Annotated in this window: 14 protein-coding genes; 8 read left to right on the forward strand and 6 right to left on the reverse strand. The window is 72.0% G+C overall.

Translation table 11 applies throughout. The features are described from left to right. Nucleotides 1–123 precede the first annotated feature (123 nt). On the forward strand, nucleotides 124–1,104 hold the full coding sequence (gene galE, locus ACSHXN_RS07460) for a UDP-glucose 4-epimerase GalE (protein WP_355139897.1): 981 nt from the start codon (nucleotides 124–126) through the stop codon (nucleotides 1,102–1,104). Between the two features lie 322 nt (nucleotides 1,105–1,426). Further along, nucleotides 1,427–2,020 (forward strand): isopentenyl-diphosphate Delta-isomerase, encoded by a 594-nt coding sequence (idi, locus tag ACSHXN_RS07465; RefSeq protein ID WP_355139895.1) that lies wholly within the window; start codon nucleotides 1,427–1,429, stop codon nucleotides 2,018–2,020. Nucleotides 2,021–2,086: 66 nt separating this feature from the next. Here idi and ACSHXN_RS07470 read toward each other — a convergent pair whose 3' ends face one another. Further along, the gene (locus tag ACSHXN_RS07470; protein ID WP_355139927.1) at nucleotides 2,087–2,596 is read right to left on the reverse strand and encodes an ATP-binding protein; all 510 of its coding nucleotides are present in this window, start codon (nucleotides 2,594–2,596) and stop codon (nucleotides 2,087–2,089) included. A gap of 267 nt (nucleotides 2,597–2,863) precedes the next feature. On the opposite strand from ACSHXN_RS07470, the gene ACSHXN_RS07475 reads away from it, so the two are divergent. Further along, the gene (locus ACSHXN_RS07475; protein WP_355139893.1) at nucleotides 2,864–3,613 is read left to right on the forward strand and encodes an enoyl-CoA hydratase/isomerase family protein; all 750 of its coding nucleotides are present in this window, start codon (nucleotides 2,864–2,866) and stop codon (nucleotides 3,611–3,613) included. Here ACSHXN_RS07475 and ACSHXN_RS07480 read toward each other — a convergent pair. Together ACSHXN_RS07480 and ACSHXN_RS07485 are read right to left on the reverse strand one after the other, a co-directional pair. Then, nucleotides 3,600–4,235, reverse strand: a complete 636-nt coding sequence (locus ACSHXN_RS07480; RefSeq protein ID WP_355139891.1) for a DJ-1/PfpI family protein — start codon at nucleotides 4,233–4,235, stop codon at nucleotides 3,600–3,602. The two genes, ACSHXN_RS07475 and ACSHXN_RS07480, sit on opposite strands and share 14 nt — an antisense overlap. A gap of 45 nt (nucleotides 4,236–4,280) precedes the next feature. Then, nucleotides 4,281–5,234, reverse strand: coding sequence for a GlxA family transcriptional regulator (locus ACSHXN_RS07485; protein ID WP_438302824.1), 954 nt, complete (start codon nucleotides 5,232–5,234; stop codon nucleotides 4,281–4,283). Between the two features lie 113 nt (nucleotides 5,235–5,347). On the opposite strand from ACSHXN_RS07485, the gene ACSHXN_RS07490 reads away from it, so the two are divergent. The 3 genes from ACSHXN_RS07490 (at nucleotide 5,348) to ACSHXN_RS07500 (ending at nucleotide 8,978) form a co-directional block, all read left to right on the forward strand. After that, on the forward strand, nucleotides 5,348–6,214 hold the full coding sequence (locus tag ACSHXN_RS07490) for an SCO6745 family protein (protein ID WP_355139887.1): 867 nt from the start codon (nucleotides 5,348–5,350) through the stop codon (nucleotides 6,212–6,214). Between the two features lie 53 nt (nucleotides 6,215–6,267). Next, nucleotides 6,268–6,405: an LPFR motif small protein gene (locus tag ACSHXN_RS07495; protein WP_356114760.1), complete on the forward strand. Its 138-nt coding sequence runs from the start codon at nucleotides 6,268–6,270 to the stop codon at nucleotides 6,403–6,405. Nucleotides 6,406–6,548: 143 nt separating this feature from the next. Then, nucleotides 6,549–8,978 (forward strand): Tex family protein, encoded by a 2,430-nt coding sequence (locus ACSHXN_RS07500; protein ID WP_356114761.1) that lies wholly within the window; start codon nucleotides 6,549–6,551, stop codon nucleotides 8,976–8,978. A gap of 314 nt (nucleotides 8,979–9,292) precedes the next feature. Here ACSHXN_RS07500 and ACSHXN_RS07505 read toward each other — a convergent pair whose 3' ends face one another. Further along, entirely contained in the window at nucleotides 9,293–10,936 is a 1,644-nt protein-coding gene (locus ACSHXN_RS07505; RefSeq protein ID WP_438302825.1) for an ABC-F family ATP-binding cassette domain-containing protein, read from the reverse strand. Between the two features lie 88 nt (nucleotides 10,937–11,024). Then, entirely contained in the window at nucleotides 11,025–12,044 is a 1,020-nt protein-coding gene (locus ACSHXN_RS07510; protein WP_438302826.1) for an oxidoreductase, read from the reverse strand. Between the two features lie 90 nt (nucleotides 12,045–12,134). Here ACSHXN_RS07510 and ACSHXN_RS07515 point away from each other — a divergent pair, with 90 nt between their 5' ends. Then, nucleotides 12,135–13,073: an FAD-dependent oxidoreductase gene (locus ACSHXN_RS07515; protein ID WP_438306438.1), complete on the forward strand. Its 939-nt coding sequence runs from the start codon at nucleotides 12,135–12,137 to the stop codon at nucleotides 13,071–13,073. A gap of 39 nt (nucleotides 13,074–13,112) precedes the next feature. Here the strand turns inward: ACSHXN_RS07515 and ACSHXN_RS07520 are convergent, their stop codons facing one another. Then, nucleotides 13,113–15,068, reverse strand: coding sequence for a Xaa-Pro dipeptidyl-peptidase (locus ACSHXN_RS07520; RefSeq protein WP_438302827.1), 1,956 nt, complete (start codon nucleotides 15,066–15,068; stop codon nucleotides 13,113–13,115). A gap of 217 nt (nucleotides 15,069–15,285) precedes the next feature. Between ACSHXN_RS07520 and ACSHXN_RS07525 the strand changes: the two genes are divergently transcribed. Beyond that, nucleotides 15,286–16,779 (forward strand): M1 family metallopeptidase, encoded by a 1,494-nt coding sequence (locus tag ACSHXN_RS07525; RefSeq protein WP_356114764.1) that lies wholly within the window; start codon nucleotides 15,286–15,288, stop codon nucleotides 16,777–16,779. Nucleotides 16,780–16,800 lie beyond the last annotated feature (21 nt).

Consider the following 16,800-nt stretch of genomic DNA (forward strand, 5'->3'; position numbering starts at 1 on the left):
CGCGATGTTCGCCCCATCGCACAGGGAACGGGGTCTTCCACTCCTCTGATCCTCCGAGGAGAGACCCTCCACCGCGGTCCCTACCGGGAGCCCGTTCGCCCGACGGGCATAGGGTGAGGGGCCATGACATGGCTGATCACCGGCGGGGCCGGATACATCGGGGCGCATGTGGCACGGGCGATGGCCGCGGACGGTGAGCGCGTGCTCGTCCTGGACGACCTCTCGGCCGGCGTGCCGGCGCGCCTCCCGGAGAACATCCCCCTGGTCCAGGGCTCCGCGCTGGACGGTGAGCTGCTGAAGCGCGTTCTCGCCGAGCACGCGGTGACCGGTGTGGTCCATCTCGCCGCGCACAAGCAGGTCGGCGAGTCCGTGGCCGACCCGGTCCGCTACTACCAGGAGAACGTGGGCGGTCTGGCGACGCTGCTGGGGGCCGTGGCCGGGGCGGGGATCGAGCGGTTCCTGTTCTCCTCGTCCGCCGCCGTCTACGGCAACCCGGATGTGAACCTCATCTCGGAGGACACCCCCTGCGCCCCGATGAGCCCGTACGGCGAGACGAAGCTCGCCGGCGAGTGGCTGGTGCGGGCCGCGGGCCGGGCGCACGGCATCGCGACCGTGTGCCTGCGGTACTTCAACGTGGCGGGCGCCGCCGAGCCCGAGCTGGCCGACACCGGTGTCTTCAACGTGGTGCCGATGGTCTTCGACCGGCTCACCCGGGGCGAGGCCCCGCGGATCTTCGGCGACGACTATCCGACGCCGGACGGCACGTGTGTGCGCGACTACATCCACGTCGCGGACCTCGCCGACGCGCACCTCACCGCCGCCAAGCGGCTCGCCGCCGGTGCGAGCGGTGATCTGACCGTGAACATCGGGCGCGGCGAGGGCGTGTCGGTGCGCGAACTCGTGGACCTCATCGGCGAGGTGACCGGGGACCTGACGCCCGCGGTCGTCGAGCCGCGCCGTCCCGGTGACGCCCCCTGTGCGGTCGCCTCGGCCGCGCTGGCCGAGCGGGAGCTGGGCTGGAGCGCCCGGCGCGGGGTGCGCGAGATGGTGGAGTCGGCATGGCGCGGCTGGCTGCTGCACCATCCGGAGGCGCGCCGCGACTGAGCTGGGCACCCGCGCGGTACGCGCCGTGCCGGTGCGCTCCCCGCCGCGGGGGCGCGGCACGACACGTGCGGGTGATGCAGGGGCCCGGGCACGGCCCGCATCCGGGCGGTGCCCGTCCGGGGAGCGGCGTCCCGGCGGGGCGGTGCCCCTCCCGGAGAGCGGACACGATCAGGTGTCCCGCCGCTCACGGCGTCCGTTCCGGGGGGCGTACGGGCCCCGTGCGGACGGCCGCGGCGGGACATGCGGGGGGGGGCACGAAGTGCCGGGAGTGCCGGATTCGTACGGCAGACTTGGGGCTGGACAACCAATGCGAAGGATGGGTATGCCGATCACACCTGCCAGCGCGACGCACCGTTCCTCGAACGGCAACGCCGAGGCCATCTTGCTGGAGCTCGTCGACGAGAACGGCACCACGATCGGCACGGCGGAGAAGCTCTCCGCCCACCAGCCGCCGGGCCGGCTCCACCGGGCCTTCTCGGTGTTCCTCTTCGACGAGCAGGGGCGGCTGCTGCTCCAGCAGCGGGCGCTGGGCAAGTACCACTCCCCCGGTGTCTGGTCGAACACCTGCTGCGGTCACCCCTACCCGGGCGAGGCGCCGTTCGCGGCGGCCGCCCGGCGGACCTTCGAGGAACTCGGCGTCTCCCCGTCGCTGCTGGCGCAGGCGGGCACGGTCCGATACAACCACCCGGACCCGGACTCGGGCCTGGTGGAGCAGGAATACAACCACCTGTTCGTCGGTCTGGTGCAGTCGCCCCTGAAGCCGGACCCGGAAGAGGTGGGGGCGACGGCGTTCGTGACCGCCGGGGAACTTGCGGAGCGGCACGCCAAGGACACGTTCTCGTCGTGGTTCATGACGGTCCTGGACGCGGCGCGTCCGGCGATCCGGGAACTGACGCAGCCGTCCGCCGGCTGGTGACCGCGCGGGTCCGTCCGGCAGCACCGGCCGGACGGACTCATGCGGTCCGCGCCCTGCGGCGCCTCCTCACACGAATCCCGGGTGCTTGAGCGGCAGGGCGGCCCAGATCACCTTGCCGCCGCTCGCCGTGTGCTCGACGTCGCAGACCCCGCCCGACTCCCTGGTGATCTCCCGGACCAGGAGCAGCCCCCGGCCGCCCGTCCGGCCGTGGTCGGCCTCCAGGGCACTCGGCCGGTAGGGATGCTCGTCCTCCACCGACACCCGCACCCATTCCGGGCCGACGGCGACCTCCACGGCGAGCGTCGGCGACAGCAGCGCCGCATGCCGTACCGCGTTGGTGACCAGTTCGGACACGATCAACAACAACGCCTGCACCGTGTCGTCCGACACGGGCACGCCCTGCCGGGCGAGCAGATCTCGAACGGCGTGCCTCGCCTGCGGCACCGAGGCGTCCACCGCGGCCGCAGTGAACCGCCACACCCCCTCGTACGGCAGCGGCCCCGGTGCCGCGCGACCGTCCGGCGCAATTCCCCCGCCTTCAGGGCGTGGGCCAGACCCTCGCCCTCGGTTCTCCATCGTCCGGTCGCCACCCTTGCGCTCGATTGTCACCACACGTCGAGTGTTGGGAATGCGCTGGTCCGTCCCGAATGACTGAACAGAAGTCAGCGGTTATCGACGACATATGACCGTTGCCGTATGACGCCGTCGCCCGAGTGATCGGTCCTGTCCTTGTTGTCGCCGACTTCCGAACTCTTCGGGTTGTACGGGTTCCACCCCGCCCTCCTGTCGGTGTGCGAGGCCTTCCCCGTCGCGCGTCGGGCGGCTGCGGATAGCATCCCGCGTATGGAGCCGCAGCTGCTGCACCGCGTCGGCGACGGGGTCGCGACCGTCGTCATCCACCACCCGGCCAAGCGCAACGCCATGACGGCCGGCATGTGGGAGGCGCTGCCCCCGCTCCTCGACACGATGGCCGCCGATCCGGCCGTCCGGGTGCTGGTGCTCACCGGCGAGGGCGGAACGTTCTGCGCCGGCGCCGACATCTCCACACTGCGGGGCTCGCCGCAGCAGGCGCAGACGCTGGCCGTGCTGGCCGAGGAGGCGCTGGCCGCGTTCCCGAAGCCGACCCTCGCGGCGATCCGCGGGCACTGCGTGGGCGGCGGGTCGCAGCTCGCGGCGGCCTGCGATCTGCGGTTCGCCGAGGAGGGTGCGCTGTTCGGCGTGACGCCGGCGAAGCTGGGGATCGTCTATCCGGCCTCCTCCACCCGGCGGCTGGTGTCGCTGGTCGGCCCCGGTACGGCCAAGTACCTCCTGTTCTCCGGCGAGTTGATCGACGCGGCGCGGGCCCTGCGCACGGGCCTGCTGGACGAGGTGACGGCCGAGGGCGAACTCGGCAAGCGCGTCGCCGAGTTCACCCGGGTGCTGGCGTCCCGCTCGCAGTTGACGCAGGCCGCGGCCAAGGAGTTCGCGAACGGCCGCACGGACCGGGACGCCCACTGGGCCGACCAGGCACGCGGCAGCGGCGACACCGCGGAGGGTGTCGCCGCGTTCCTGGAGCGCAGAGAGCCGCGGTTCACCTGGACTACGTCAGGATGAAGCGGCTCTTCGCGCGGAACTCCTCGACGAGGTGCGCGGGCGCCTTGTGCGGGGACCCCGCGTCGTAGGGCGGCTGCGGGTCGTACTCGGTCAGCAGCTGCACGGCCTGGGCGTGCTCGTCACCCGCGACACGGCCGACCAGGGTGAGCCCCATGTCGATGCCCGAGGAGACGCCGGCGGCGGTGACGTACTTGCCGTCGAACACGACACGCTCCCCCGTGGGCTGTGCACCGAACCGGCCGAGGGCGTCCAGGGCCAGCCAGTGCGAGGTGGCGCGGCGCCCTTGGAGGAGGCCGGCGGCGGCGAGCAGCAGCGAGCCGGTGCACACCGACGTCGTCCAGGTGCTGGTGGCATCGGCGGAGCGCAACCAGTCGAGCAGTGCCTCGTTCTTCATCTGCGCGCTCTGGCCGGGTCCGCCCGGGACGACCAAGATCTCCGGGGCGGGCACCTCCTTCAGGGTTCTGTCGGCGGTGAGAGCGAGCGCTCCGGTGTCGCTGCGCACGGGCCCGGTCCGCTCGGCGACGAAGACGGTCTCCGCGTCGGGGAGCCGTCCGAGGGTCTCGTACGGGCCCACGGCGTCGAGGGCCGTGAACCGGTCGTAGAGGACGATGGCGATCTGCATGTGCATCCCTTCGGTCTCGATGGGTGGTCGTGCGGTCGGAGGCGGTCAGTGGGCGGGCACCGGACGGAAGCGGCGGCGGTACTCCGCCGGGGCGGCGCCGAGGGCCTTCACAAAGGCGCGGCGCATCGCCTCGGGGGTGCCGTAGCCGCTGGCCCGGGAGATCTCCTCGACGCCGTCCGCGGTGTCCTCCAGGAGCCGTCGGGCGTGCTCCAGGCGGACCCGGTCCACGAAGCGTCCCGGTGTCGTCCCGGTCTCGGCCCGGAAGGCACGGGCGAAGTGGCGGGGCGAGAGCCGGGCGCGGGCGGCGAGCGACTCGACGCAGAGGTCGTCCCCCGGGTGCTCGGTGATCCACTGCTGGACCTCGCGCAGCGGCTCGCGCCGGGCGGTCTGGGCGGCGAGCTGGGCACTGAACTGGGCCTGGTTTCCGGGGCGGCGCAGGAAGACGACGAGGTGGCGGGCGATGGTCAGTGCGGTCTCGCGCCCCAGGTCCTCCTCGACGAGCGCGAGAGCGAGGTCGATGCCGGAGGTGACACCGGCCGAGGTGGCCACATGCCCGTCGCGCACATAGATGGGGTCGGGATCGATGTCGATCTCCGGGTGATGGCGCGCCAGGGTGTCGCAGTACGCCCAGTGGGTGGTCGCACGGCGGCCGTTCAGAAGTCCCGCGCGGGCGAGGAGGATCGCCCCGGTGCAGACGGAGACCAGGCGGCCGACGCCCCGGCCGTGCTCGCACAGCCAGTCCACCAGGCGCGGGTCCGGGCTCCGGGTGCCCCGGCCGCCGGGGACGAGCAGGATGTCCGCAGCCGGCGCGTCGGCGAGTGCGAGGTCGGGGACGAGCGTCAGACCACTGGAGGAGCGGACGGGGGCACCGTCCAGGGAGGCCGTGACGAGGCGGTACGTCCCGGGGCAGCAGGCTTCGGCTCCCGCGAAGACCTCCACCGGCCCGGTGACGTCGAGGCTCTGCACCTCGTCGAAGAGGACGACCAGCAGGGTGCGCATGGCATCGATTCTTGGCGGACGGCGAGATGTCCGCAACGACGAGCAACCCACCTTTCCTGCCATCGTGCGTGCTGCCGTTCCCTGCGTACCGACCAGTCGGTAACGTACGGGCCATGACGATTCCCCTGCCCGAGCGCGCTGGGCGGCGCTGCCACAACCTGATCAACCCGCTGCACTCGACGCACTACTTCTCACCTGATCTGGAACGGGAACTGACCGCAGTGGGGATCGAGGACCGCAGGGCCGCCTACTTCGCGGTGCGGGCCGCCGCGATGGGACCGGTCGGCGCGGGCGTCGTGACGGCGACGTTCTACAACTTCCGCCCCGAGACGGTGGCACGGCATGTGCCCGCCGTCTGGGAGACCGCGCCCGCCCCGGTGGTCCTCGCGGCCCGCACCCGTGCCGTCGACACGACACTGAGGCGGCTGCTCGGCGAGGAGGCCGTCGCCGCCGAGGAGATGGCCGAGGCCGCGGAACTCGCGCTGCGCGCGACGCAGGCGTGCACCCCGCAGGCGCGCCCGCTGTACGCCGCACACGCCGCTCTGCCCGTGCCCGACGCACCCCATCTGGCCTTCTGGCACGCGGCCACGCTGCTGCGCGAACACCGTGGAGACGGTCATCTCGCGGTGCTGCTGGACGCCGGACTCGGCCCGCTGGAGGCGTTGGTGACGCACACCGCCACGGGCAAGGGCATGGCGCCGAAGTGGGCGCTGGCCACCCGGGGCTGGAGCAGGGAGGACTGGGAGGCCGCATCCGGCCGGCTGCGCGAGCGCGGGCTGCTCGACGCGGACGGCGGGTTGACCGCGACGGGCACCGCGCTGCGCAAGGAGATCGAGGTGGAGACCGACCGACTCGACCGGGCTCCCTACGAGCACCTCGGTGCCGCGGGCGTCGCACGGCTCACGGAGCTGGCCGGGGATTTCCTCGCCAGGGCGTTCGCGGCGGGAGCCTTCCCCCCGGACATGATCGGCAAGGGATGAGGTACCCGGACCTCGTCCCGGCGGACACGCCGGGACGAGGAAAGGGGAAAGACGTGTTCCCTGCGCTCGCGGGTGCACTGCGCCGGATCGGCGGCGCGCCTGGCACACTGGTGGCCCTGCCCTTCAGGGCTCTGGCCAGGCTCTTCGGCGCGGCGTCGGGCTCGGCGCGGGGCGGTGCCCGCCGGGCCTGAGCGGCTGTTCGCACGCGGCGGTGGGGCCCCGGCGGCCGCCTTGCGCGACCCGGAACCGCCAGGGCCCCCGCCCTGATCCCCCGTTGCCGGTGCGACCTGCCACAATTGCCGCGCAACCTCAGTGGAGAAGGCGGTACGGGATCGTGACGACACCCCTCGTAGGGTCCATCGAAGGCAGGATCGCCGAGGAGCTCGGCGTACGGGAGCGGCAGGTGAAGGCCGCGGTCGAGCTGCTCGACGGCGGCTCGACGGTGCCCTTCATCGCCCGCTACCGCAAGGAAGCGACCGAGATGCTCGACGACGCGCAGCTGCGCACGCTCGAGGAGCGGCTGCGCTATCTGCGGGAGCTGGAGGAGCGGCGCACGGCGATCCTGGAGTCGGTGCGCGAGCAGGGCAAGCTCACCGAGGAGCTGGAGGCCCGGATCCGGGGCGCCGAGACGAAGGCGCGCCTGGAGGACATCTACCTGCCGTTCAAGCCGAAGCGGCGCACCAAGGCGCAGATCGCCCGTGAGGCGGGTCTGGAACCGCTGGCCGAGGGGCTGCTGGGCGATCCGGCGGTCGAACCGTTCGCCGCGGCCGCCGCCTTCGTCGACGCCGACAAGGGGGTGGCCGATCCCCAGGCCGCGCTCGACGGCGCGCGGGCGATCCTCACCGAGCGGTTCTCCGAGGACGCCGACCTGATCGGCGAACTGCGCGAGCGCATGTGGGTACGTGGGCGCCTGGCCGCCAAGGTGCGGGAGGGCAAGGAGGAGGCGGGCGCCAAGTTCGCCGACTACTTCGACTTCGCCGAGCCGTTCACCGAGCTGCCCTCGCACCGCATCCTCGCGATGCTCCGGGGCGAGAAGGAGGAGGTCCTCGACCTCGTCCTGGAACCGGAGGAGGCGACGGAGGGGCCGTCCTCGTACGAGGGGATCGTGGCGAACCGGTTCGGGATCGCCGACCGCGGCCGGCCCGCCGACAAGTGGCTGACGGACACGGTCCGCTGGGCATGGCGCACCCGTGTCCTCGTGCACCTGGGCATCGACCTGCGCCTCAGGCTGCGCACGGCCGCCGAGGACGAGGCGGTGGTGGTCTTCGCCGCGAACCTGCGCGACCTGCTGCTCGCGGCCCCGGCCGGCACACGCGCGACGCTGGGCCTGGACCCCGGATTCCGTACCGGTGTCAAGGTGGCCGTGGTGGACGCGACGGGCAAGGTCGTCGCGACGGACGTCATCTACCCGCACGTGCCGGCCAACAAGTGGGACGAGGCGATCGCCAAGCTGGCCCGCCTGGCCAAGGAGCACGCGGTCGAACTGGTCGCGATCGGCAACGGCACGGCGTCCCGTGAGACGGACAAGCTCGCCGGCGAACTCATCGGCAAGCACCCGGAGCTGAAGCTCACCAAGGTGATGGTGTCCGAGGCGGGCGCGTCGGTGTACTCGGCCTCGGCCTTCGCCTCCCAGGAACTGCCGGACATGGACGTGTCGCTGCGCGGCGCGGTCTCCATCGCCCGCCGCCTCCAGGACCCGCTGGCCGAGCTGGTGAAGATCGACCCGAAGTCCATCGGCGTCGGCCAGTACCAGCACGACCTGTCCGAGGTGAAGCTGTCGCGTTCGCTGGACGCGGTGGTCGAGGACTGTGTGAACGGCGTGGGTGTGGACGTCAACACGGCCTCGGCTCCGCTGCTCGCCCGGGTGTCCGGCATCTCCTCCGGACTCGCGGAGAACATCGTGGCCCACCGCGACTCCAACGGGCCGTTCAGCTCGCGCTCGCAGCTGAAGGGCGTGGCGAGGCTCGGCCCCAAGGCGTACGAGCAGTGTGCGGGCTTCCTGCGGATCCGCGGCGGTGACGATCCGCTGGACTCCTCCAGCGTGCACCCGGAGGCGTACCCGGTCGTCCGCCGCATGGTGAAGACCTCGGGCCAGGAAGTGGCCTCGCTGATCGGCAACACGGGTGTGCTGCGCTCGCTGAAGCCGTCCGAGTTCGTGGACGAGACGTTCGGTCTGCCGACCGTCACCGACATCCTCAAGGAGTTGGAGAAGCCGGGACGCGACCCGCGGCCCGCCTTCAAGACGGCCACCTTCAAGGAGGGCGTGGAGAAGATCTCCGACCTGTCGTCCGGGATGGTCCTGGAGGGCGTCGTCACGAACGTCGCCGCCTTCGGCGCCTTCGTCGACGTCGGCGTCCACCAGGACGGCCTCGTACACGTCTCGGCGATGTCGAAGACGTTCGTCAAGGACCCGCGGGACGTGGTGAAGCCGGGTGACATCGTCAAGGTGAAGGTCCTGGACGTCGACATCCCGCGGAAGCGGATCTCGCTGACGCTGCGTCTGGACGACGAGGCCGTTCCGCAGCAGAACGACGGTGGCGGGGGCCGCCAGCAGCGCGGCGGGCGTGCCCCGCAGCAGCGGCAGCCCCGCCAGGGCGGTGGTTCCCGGCAGGGCGGTGGTTCCCGGCAGGGCGGTGGTTCCCGGCAGGGCGGTGGTTCCCGGCAGGGCGGCGGTTCCCGGCAGGCACCCCCGCCGGCCAACAGTGCGATGGCCGACGCCCTGCGTCGCGCGGGTCTCCTCGACCCGAAGAACGGCCGCCGCTGAGGCACAGGGCCCCGACCTCCCGCGAACTGCGGGGGGGCGGGGGGCGGGGCCCTGTTGTGCCTTCGCACGGTTGAAAACGTGCCTGCCGTCGGCGCGTTCGCCAGCGGTCGGGTCGCCGATGGGCAGGCCGATACCGATGTGCATCAGGAGACCTCCGTAAGGAAGGGTCGGCAAAGACTGCTGCCGCCCCTCCGGTACCTCACCGAGGTGGGACGCTCCCGCTCTGCGGCGTACTCCGGGGGAACGTCTCGTCGAAGTGGAGTCGACCCCAGGGCGCACGCCGCCGGCACGACAAGCCGATCACGGCCGCGCCGTCACCGGTGTTCCGTCACCTTGCCGTCCGCCACCTCCAGGCGGCGGTTCACCTGGACGGCGTCCAGCATCCGGCGGTCGTGGGTGACCAGGAGCAATGTGCCCTCATAGGAGTCCAGGGCCGATTCCAGCTGCTCGATGGCCGGGAGATCGAGGTGGTTCGTCGGCTCGTCGAGGACGAGGAGGTTGACGCCCCGGCCCTGGAGGAGGGCCAGTGCGGCCCGGGTGCGCTCACCCGGGGAAAGGGTCGCCGCCGGGCGCAGGACGTGTTCCGCCTTCAGACCGAACTTGGCGAGCAGCGTACGCACCTCGCCCGGTTCCGTGTCGGGGACGGCGGCGCCGAACGCGTCCAGCAGGACCTCGGGGCCGTGGAAGAGCCCGCGCGCCTGGTCGACCTCGCCGACCAGGACCCCCGAACCGAGGGCGGCATGGCCCGAGTCCAGCGGGACGCGGCCCAGCAGCGCGCCGAGCAGCGTCGACTTGCCCGCGCCGTTGGCACCGGTCACCGCCACCCGGTCCGCCCAGTCGAGCTGCAGCGACACCGGGCCGAACGTGAAGTCGCCGCGCCGTACCTCCGCGTCCCGCAGTGTGGCCACGACGGAACCCGAACGCGGAGCCGCCGCGATCTCCATGCGCAGCTCCCACTCCTTCCGGGGTTCGTCGACGACCTCGAGGCGCTCGATCATGCGCTGCGTCTGCCGCGCTTTCGCGGCCTGCTTCTCGCTGGCCTCGCTGCGGAACTTGCGTCCGATCTTGTCGTTGTCGTTGCCCGACTTGCGCCGCGCGTTCCTGACCCCCTTGTCCATCCAGGACCGCTGCATCTGGGCCCGGTCCTGGAGGGCGGACTTCTTGTCGGCGTACTCCTCGTAGTCCTCGCGGGCATGTCTGCGCGCCGTCTCCCGCTCCTCCAGGTAGGCCTCGTAGCCGCCGCCGTACAGATTGATCTGCCGCTGCGCGAGGTCCAGCTCGAGGACCTTGGTGACCGTGCGGGTGAGGAACTCGCGGTCGTGGCTGACGACCACCGTGCCGGCCCGCAGCCCCGCGACGAAGTGCTCCAGGCGTTCCAGACCGTCGAGATCGAGGTCGTTCGTGGGCTCGTCGAGCAGGAACACGTCGTAGCGGGACAGCAGCAGCGAGGCGAGGCCGGCACGGGCCGCCTGGCCGCCGGACAGGGCGGCCAGCTGCTGGTCGAGACCGACGCCCACGCCGAGGGAGTCGGCGACCTCGTCGGCGCGTTCGTCGAGGTCCGCACCGCCGAGGCCGAGCCAGCGCTCCAGGCTCTCCGCGTACGCGTCGTCGGCTCCGGGGCTCCCGTCGACGAGCCCTTGTGTTGCCTCGTCCATCAGGCGCTGTGCCTCGGCCACGCCGGTGCGGCGCGCCAGAAACGCGCGTACCGTCTCGCCCGGCCTGCGCTCCGGCTCCTGCGGAAGGTGGCCGACCGTCGCGGTCGGCGGGGACAGACGCAGTTCCCCCCGCTCCGGGGTGAGCACTCCGGCGAGCATCCGCAGCAGGGTGGACTTGCCGACCCCGTTGGCACCGACGAGCCCGATCACGTCCCCGGGCGCGACGACGAGGTCGAGCCCGGAGAAGAGCGAACGGTCACCGTGCCCGGCGGTGAGGTCCTTGGCGACGAGAGTGGCAGTCATCAGACCGCCGATCCTAACGAGCGCGGGACGGCGGGCCCAACGGCACGAGCCGCGGGCCGGCCCGCCGGGCTCCGCTCCAAGCGCCCGCTCAGCGCGCCGGCGCCGCCACCAGCACTCCCGCGGACGTCCTGGCCACCACGTAGGTCTCCGCCTTCGTGGCCCTCGGGCCGAGGGCGATGCGATGGCGGCCCGCCGCCAGCATTCCGTCGAAGACCTCACGGGTGTGGACGCGGTGCAGTCGGTCCTGGCGGTAGGTGGTGAGGGCGACCCGGCAGGTGGCACCCACCTCGAGCTCCGCCGTGCCGTCGGCAGCCGTCAGGCGGACGAGCCGGCGCCGCTGCGGCGGGTTGCGGTCCAGAGCCTGCTCGACCTGGGGGACGAGGAGCGGAACGACGGGAGCGAGTCCGTCGACATACGCCACCTCGACCCCGGCGCGCTCGAACGAGTCCCGGACGCCGGCGCGTTCCCGTTCGCCGACGGTATCCCCGAAGGCGACCGCGCCGTAGCCGCGCAACTCATCGGCGGGCACGTCGGTGGCGTCCTGCGCTATGTCCGCACCGATGCCGATGGCCCGCAGTGCGGCGGCCAGCCGGGCCGGTCCGGCGACGCGCGGGCCGATCAGCAGCACCCGGCTCCGTGCGGCCGCACCGCCGTCGAGCAGGGCACGCAGGGCGCGGCGGTACTCCTCGCCGTGGAAGCGGAACGGCCCTGTTCCGGGGCAGCCGTTCAGCTCCAGGTCCACCCGCTCGTCGGTCTGCCGGGCGAAGTCCCGCCAGACGACGTCGTCTCCGTCGTTCTCGATCACCGCGGTGACGGCGCCGCAGGCCAGGTCCGCACACTCCGGGCAGCCGTAGATGATGTGGCGGCCCCCCGCGAGAGGCACGCCGCTCTCCAGCAGCAGGGCGCGCACCTGGGCGGCGAGGACGGCGGGCGGCAGGTCGGAGGCGAGCGGGGAGACGGCGTCCAGGTCGGGGAGCCGGAACAGCAGCGGACGTCCGTCCACGACGAAGTCCATGAAGTCCCGGTGCACTTGACGGTCACCGTCGGCGAGGACGCCACCGGCGCGCATCGCCGGTGCCAGGCCGAAGGTCGCGTACTCGGCAGACATGGGGTGAGTATCCCCGTACTCGCGGTGAAGTGAGCGCGGCGGCGCACATTCGGCTAGCGTCCCCGCGTGACGACAGACCAGAGCGGTGATGTGATCGTGGTCGGCGGCGGCGTCATCGGTTTGACGACGGCGATCGCCCTGGCGCGCGGCGGCCGGAGGGTACGGGTGTGGGCGAGGGAACCCGCCGAGCGGGCCACCTCGGCCGTCGCCGGGGCACTGTGGTGGCCCTACCGGATCCAGCCCGAGTCCCTCGTCGGCGAGTGGGCCCTGGAATCGCTCGCCGTGTACCGGGAGCTGGCGGAGCGGCCCGAGGAGACGGGCGTACGCCTGGTCGAGGGCGTACACGGCGAGACACGCCTGGACGGCCTCGGGGCGTGGGCGGCGGGCATCGACGGGCTGCGGGCCGCCACGGACACCGAGTACCCGGGAACCGGGCTGTGGGGAAGGCTCCCCCTGATCGACATGTCGACTCACCTCCCCTGGTTGCGCGAGCAGTTGCTGCGGGCCGGCGGCAGGACCGAGGAACGGACCGTCACGGATCTGGCGGAGCCGGCCGGCGAGGCGCCGGCCGTGGTCAACTGCACCGGCCTGGGGGCTCGTGAGCTGGTCGGGGATCCCCTGGTCCATCCGGTACGCGGGCAGCTCGTCGTGGTGGAGAACCCCGGGATCACGACCTGGCTCACCTCGGTGGACCACTCGGCGAAGGCGAGCACGTACATCCTTCCGCAGCCGGGCGGGCTGATCCTGGGCGGCACCGCCGAGGAGGACGACTGGTCGCTGACCCCCGATCCGCGCACGGCCGAGGAGATCGTGGCGCGGTGCGCGGCGGTGCGACCCGAGATCGCGGGGGCCCGCGTCCTCCAGCACCGGGTGGGGCTGCGACCGGCCCGCGACACCGTCCGGCTGGAACGCGAGGTGCTGCCCGGCGGCGGGACGGTGGTGCACAACTACGGGCACGGGGGCGCGGGCGTCACGGTGGCGTGGGGGTGCGCGCACCGGGCGGCCGGGCTGGTGGGCCCGGCCGCCTGACGCGCCGTCAGCGGCGCTTCCCCGGTGTGCGCATCTTGGTCACCGGACGTCCCCCGGTACGCGGTGGACGGTGTGCGGGGTCCGTACCCCGTCCCGGGTAGCGGACCCGGGCGGGGCCGCCGGGGAGCCTGAGGCGGCGCGGTCGAAGGCCGCCGCCCCACCGACCAGCGGCACACGGACGCTCGTACGGGACAGGTCCACGGTCAGGGTGGGGGTGTCGGCCGGCGGGTCGATGAGATCCCGGTCGGTGCCCGCGACGATCAGCGCGAGCCGGTGGCCCTTCGGGACGACGTGGTCGGTGGCGGCCAGGTCGAGTGTGATGGTGTACGCCCTGCCCGGGGTGAGCGGGACGCCCTTGCGGTCCGAGGCGTGGTTGCCGAGGTCGGCCCAGCCGCGGCTGAACACCGTGGAGCCGACGTCGGTCTTCTTGGCCCCGGTGGCCCTGAAACAGGCGCTGTCGCCCGTCGTGCTCGCACCCCAGCAGGTGCGGTCGGTGAGCGTCGTGATGCCCTCGCCGGAGTCGGTGTAGTCCCGGATGGTGTCGGGCCCGAGATCGACCAGCACGGCGGAGAGATGGGCGGTGGGGGTGGTCGGTGTCACGGTGACGGTCACCGTGGAGGAGCCGGAGACCCGCAGGTCCCTCGACAGGGGTGCGGTGAGGAAGCCGGCCTTGCCCGGGGTGGACTCGTCGATGTGTGCGGCCCAGTCGGTCTCGCTCAGCTTCGGATCGTCGGTGAACGTCTCGGTGCCCTTGCCGGCCCGCAGCCCGAGGGTGCCGACGCCCGCCGTGGTGCCCCGGCCCGGGCGCAGGGTCGTCGTCGCGGTGTCCCGCGGCGGCCAGACGCTCGAGGTGGTCCACTGGTCCGGGTGGCGTTCGATGTCGGCCATGGGTTCGCGGTCGATGCCGTTGTCGTAGCCGAGGAGTTCGTGGTCGAACCAGCGGTGCAGGGTGTCCACCCACTCCGTGCGCCGGAAGTCGAAGGGGTCGACGTGCCCGGTCTGGGAGAGCCAGATCTTGCGCTCGACGCCGTTCTTCGCCAGCGCGTTCCACCACTGGCCGAGGTGCTTGGTGCGGACGTTGAGGTCCTGCATGCCGTGCACGAGGAAGACACTGGCCCGGACCTCGGCGGCGTCCTTCACGTAGTCGCGCTCGGTCCACTGCGGCGTCCAGTCACCGGTGCGCGGTGCTCCTTCGACGAGTTTCCGCTGCACGGCGGCGCACCGGGCGCGGGCGTCGGGGCTGTCGACGTAGTCGGCGAGCCAGTCGGGGCCCGAGTCGTACAGCGGCGCGCCCTTGGCGAAGTAGTAGTCGTACCAGGAGGAGATGGCGCTGATCGGCACGATGGTCTTCAGGCCCTTGACGCCGGTGGCCGCGACGCCGTTGGCGATGGTGCCGTCCCAGCTCTTGCCGATCATCCCCGTGCTGCCGTCGGTCCAGGTCGCCTTCGCCGTGCTCGCACCGGTGCGGGTGGTGTACCCCTTGGCGCGGCCGTTCAGCCAGTCGACCACGGCCTTGGCGGACTGGACGTCGGAACGGCCGCCGACGTCGACACAGCCGTCGGAACGATTGGTTCCGGCCAGGTCCACTCCGACGAAGGCGTAGCCGCGCGGCACGAAGTAGTTGTCGTAGAAGAGCGGCATCTGGACGACATGGCCTGCGGCGTCGTAGGTCTTCGTCTGGCTCTCGTTGCCGCGCCCGCAGCAGGAGTAGTACGGGCTGGCGTCCATGATCACGGGGATTCGGCGACCCTGGGCGGCGGGTTCCCGCGGCCGGACGATGTCGACGGCGACCCGGTCGGTCCTCCCGTCGCCGTCGCCGTCCAGGCCGGTGTCCACCCAGACGGACTCACGGATGGCGTTCTCGTACGAGTACACGGGCCGGCTCTCCCGTGGCGCGCCTTGGGCGGCCGACGGTGTGAGGAAGGCGGCCAGCAGGGCGGCCGTGGCCGCCGTCGCGAGTGGTCTCCAGATCGTGAAGCGCGTACGTTTCGGCATGCGCGGGACGGTACAGGGGGCAACTCCCGTGCAGAAGAGGGCAACTGACGACCCGCCGGACGGATGCGGCGGAACGGCCGGGAGAATCCCGAGCAACGCCGTGACCCATGACGGCCGAATGGCGATCGTGTGACAGGGGGCGCCATGGACATGCTCAGGTGGGCGGGGACTGAATAGGGTCCGAACCGATCTCGTGCCCCTATGACTTGGAGCTCTCGTGCACCGCAGACTCATCGCCCCGGGCGCGCTCGCGGCGGCTTCCTTGTTGCTGGCGATCCCGGCATCGGCCGCCGACTACCGGCCCGGCGCACCGGGTATCGGCGACCCCTACTACCCGTACTACGGCAACGGCGGCTACGACGTCTCCCACTACGACATCCGGCTCACCTACCGGCCGCAGACGGACGAACTGGCGGGCACGACGACCCTCCTCGCCACCACCACGCAGAACCTGTCCCGGTTCGACCTGGACTTCCTGCTCGATGTGAGCGAGGTCCGGGTGAACGGCGCGAAGGCGGCGTTCACCACGTCGGGACAGCACGAGCTGGAGATCACCCCGGCCGGTCCGCTGCCGAAGGGCACCGCGATCACCGTCGTGGTCCGCTACAGCGGGGTGCCGTCCACGAAGAGCGCGTACGGCTTCTCCACCTGGCATCGGACCCCGGACGGCGCGGTCGCGGCCGACGAGCCCGAGTCCGCGTGGTGGTGGTTCCCCAGCAACGATCATCCGCTCGACAAGGCGACCTACGACGTGTCGGTGGCGGTGCCGCAGGGCACACAGGCGATCTCCAACGGCACGCTGCAGTCGACTGTTTCCGGGCCCGGCTCGACCCGGTACAACTGGCGCTCCGACAAGCCGCAGGCCACCTATCTCACCACGCTCGCGATCGGCAGGTTCGACATCACCACGGGGAAGACGGCGGACGGCGTCCCGGTCGTCAACGCCTACAGCAAGGACCTCGGTGCCGATGACGGCGCCGCGCGGGCGAGCGTGGAGCGGACCGGCGAGATCGTCGACTGGCTGACCGGCTGCTTCGGGCCGTATCCCTTCAGCTCGGTCGGCGGGTACGTCCCCGACACGACCACCGGGTACGCGCTGGAGACACAGACCCGTGTGTACTACAGCCCCCGGCAGTTCGCAGGCGGCTCGAACACGTCCGTGGTCGTGCACGAACTGGCGCACCAGTGGTTCGGCGACGACGTATCGCTCAAGGGCTGGAAGGACATCTGGATCAACGAGGGATTCGCACGCTACGCACAGTGGCTGTGGTCCGAGCACGAGGGCGAGGGCACCGCGCAGGAGCTGGCGGACTACGTGTACGCCTCGCATCCGGCCGACGACGCCTTCTGGACCGTCGCGCCCGGTGACCCGGGGCCGGACAACCAGTTCGACATCGCGGTCTACGACCGGGGCGCGCTCGCCGTACAGGCACTGCGGAACGCGATCGGGGACGACGCGTTCTTCGCCGTCCTGAACGGCTGGCCGAAGAAGCATGCGTACGGCAACGCGTCGGTCGCGGACTTCCAGGCGTACGCGGAGAAGGTGTCGGGGAAGCCGTTGGCGGACCTCTTCGACACCTGGCTGTTCCGGCCGGCGAAGCCCGCCGCGCCCGCGGCACGGGCCGCGGTCCTCGCGCAGCGCGCCACCGCTCCCGTACGGCCGAAGTCGTGGAAGAGCATCGAGGCGACGAACGACGTGCACGGAGGCTGATGCCGGGGCGGGCGGCGCGGG

The organism is Streptomyces sp. HUAS TT11, assembly GCF_051553595.1.
Lineage (GTDB): Bacteria > Actinomycetota > Actinomycetes > Streptomycetales > Streptomycetaceae > Streptomyces.